Consider the following 493-nt stretch of genomic DNA (forward strand, 5'->3'; position numbering starts at 1 on the left):
AAGGCAGACTTGTTATAGGATCAAGCCTTACGGGCAATTAGTATCAGTTAGCTGAACGCATTACTGCGCTTACACACCTGACCTATCAACGTCCTGGTCTCGAACGACCCTTCAAGGTTTCGCAGGCTACCGCGTCCTTCATCGCCTGTGATCGCCAAGGCATCCACCACATGCACTTGTTCGCTTGACCCTATAACGAGTCTGTCTCGTTACAGGTTGAGTTCTCGCGTTGTGCCGTATTCCAAAATCGAGCCGAACAATGAAGTTCGAATCATCTTGAGATACATCGATACAATCACAACCCGGATAGTTTCCACGTCCATCTCAAAGACGCTTCCGCTATCCAAATTACTTACTTCTTCCAGATTGTTAAAGAACGACAGCCGATATCTGTTGATATCACTCTGACTGGCTCAATCGCCAATGCAAAATTCTCGGTTCAGTGTCTGAACCAAGCCCTTAGCGTTGGTGATTGGTGGAGGCAGACGGGATC

The organism is Burkholderia semiarida, from assembly GCF_029268935.1.
Lineage (GTDB): Bacteria > Pseudomonadota > Gammaproteobacteria > Burkholderiales > Burkholderiaceae > Burkholderia > Burkholderia semiarida.